This window comes from Candidatus Zixiibacteriota bacterium (genome assembly GCA_022865345.1).
In the GTDB taxonomy this organism is placed as follows: Bacteria; Zixibacteria; MSB-5A5; order MSB-5A5; family RBG-16-43-9; genus RBG-16-43-9.
Genome location: JALHSU010000200.1, coordinates 1 through 1,535, shown reverse-complemented (window position 1 = coordinate 1,535; position 1,535 = coordinate 1). Strand labels below are relative to the sequence as shown.

5 protein-coding genes are annotated in these 1,535 nt (G+C 41.0%); all 5 read left to right on the top strand.

Annotation, left to right across the window (positions count from 1 at the left end; all coding sequences use genetic code 11):
- The coding region (locus tag MUP17_10125; protein MCJ7459337.1) for a hypothetical protein at positions 1-274 on the top strand (274 nt) is incomplete at its 5' end.
- Entirely contained in the window at positions 268-582 is a 315-nt protein-coding gene (locus tag MUP17_10120) for a hypothetical protein (protein ID MCJ7459336.1), read from the top strand. The genes MUP17_10125 and MUP17_10120, both read left to right, overlap by 7 nt.
- The gene (locus MUP17_10115; GenBank protein ID MCJ7459335.1) at positions 579-806 is read left to right on the top strand and encodes a hypothetical protein; all 228 of its coding nucleotides are present in this window, start codon (positions 579-581) and stop codon (positions 804-806) included. The genes MUP17_10120 and MUP17_10115 overlap by 4 nt, the downstream gene beginning before the upstream one ends.
- On the top strand, positions 781-1,203 hold the full coding sequence (locus MUP17_10110; GenBank protein ID MCJ7459334.1) for a recombination protein NinG: 423 nt from the start codon (positions 781-783) through the stop codon (positions 1,201-1,203). Before MUP17_10115 ends, MUP17_10110 begins: the two co-directional genes overlap by 26 nt.
- A complete protein-coding gene (locus MUP17_10105) occupies positions 1,204-1,398 on the top strand; it encodes a hypothetical protein (GenBank protein ID MCJ7459333.1) in 195 nt (64 codons plus the stop codon).
- The last annotated feature ends 137 nt before the right edge of the window (positions 1,399-1,535 follow it).

Sequence of the window (1,535 nt, the reverse complement as noted above, 5' to 3'; positions counted from 1 at the left end):
AGCCCCTGAATGTATTGACCCTAAAGGAAACGCTCCATCATTGGAATCTTTTATTGCCAAAGCCCAAGCCGAAATCACTTGGAAGGCTAGGGAGCTAGAGATAATAGAAGCTAGGAAGGCTGGGATAAGGGAAGTGGTGGAGTGGATAGAAAGAAATACTACTGTAAATATCCCTAATACAGAGGATTATTGCAAAGAGTGGCAAGCCTTCAAGGAAAAGGCTAAAGCAAGATTCAAAACAAAAGCAAGAAGTAAAGGAGAGGCACAATGTTAAGAGAGAATGAGACACTAGTATTCTATGCGAGTTTGTTAGAGGCTATCTATGAGGATAGGAAAGCAGGCGGCTTGGCCGATAACCTTGATGGACAGATGGCACTACAAGAGGGAGCAAAGGCATTAAGAAAGGTCTCTCTCTTTCGAGAGGAAATAGAGAAGCTGGGGGTGATAAGTGATGAGGAGATACAAAAGTGGTGTGAGAAGATTGTTACACCTAAAGTTATAACGCTCAACGACAAATTGAAAGAATTTGCCCAAGCCCAGCTTCAAGATTGTAAAGACACTTTATTGAGGATGATGGAATGAAAGAACAAGAACTATTAGAGCAGAACGAGATAATGAGCAGGATTATATGTTCACGCAACAAACTAATTGGGGACTTGCTGGTGGAATTGCCATTAACTGACCGTCTTTTTAAGAAGGGCATGGCAATGCGTGATGCAAATTGGGCAAGCGATAAAGCAATTAGGGATGAGGTAAAGTTAAAGTTTATAGAGGTAAGCAATGACCACAATACAAAAGCTGGCTAAAAGAAAGAGCATAGCAAAGCTCAAGAAAGAAGTCTGGGATATATTCAGTCAATATGTTCGTATGAGGGATTGCCTCAGAACTCGGGGGACTGTAGATTTTGGGAACTGTATTACCTGCACAAAGTTAGTGAGGCGCAATGAAGCTGACGCAGGACATTTTATTGACCGAAGGCACAGTGCCACTCTCTTTGATGAAAAGAATGTCCACCTTCAATGTAAACACTGTAACATCACCGGGGAGACCTTGAAGTATCGTAGAGAGATTATAAGGCTCTATGGTGAAGGTGCTGATGTCGAGCTTGAGGATAAGGCTACGGAGATAAAGAAATTTACCACATCCGAATTAGAAGACCTGAAACAGCTTTATAAAGAGAAGATTAAGGAAATGGAGGGATAAATGGGAATCAAAACAGAACAGGAATTAAAGAGGGTTATTGAAGGAATCCTTTTTGACTGGATTATAAGCGAGAAGCCTATCTCGAATATCGCTATCACTAAGAACATTTTTGGTAAAGTCAAAGAGGCTGGCTATGTTCGGCTCTCCCCACAGCAATCAAAGATACTTGAAACTTGTAGTGGGCATCACCTATAGGAGGGAATATGGAAGCTAAAGATACAGTAATGAGTGAATCTATGATAAAGGCATTATTAAGGGGATGTACTCTAAATCTCTTAGCCCCTGAATGTATTGACCCTAAAGGAAACGCTCCATCATTGGAATCTTTTATT

Bases quoted from the DNA above. Each gene is read 5' to 3' on its own strand.
- MUP17_10120 (MCJ7459336.1), top strand. From the start codon at position 268: ATGTTAAGAGAGAATGAGACACTAGTATTCTATGCGAGTTTGTTAGAG.
- MUP17_10115 (MCJ7459335.1), top strand. From the start codon at position 579: ATGAAAGAACAAGAACTATTAGAGCAGAACGAGATAATGAGCAGGATT.
- MUP17_10110 (MCJ7459334.1), top strand. From the start codon at position 781: ATGACCACAATACAAAAGCTGGCTAAAAGAAAGAGCATAGCAAAGCTC.
- MUP17_10105 (MCJ7459333.1), top strand. From the start codon at position 1,204: ATGGGAATCAAAACAGAACAGGAATTAAAGAGGGTTATTGAAGGAATC.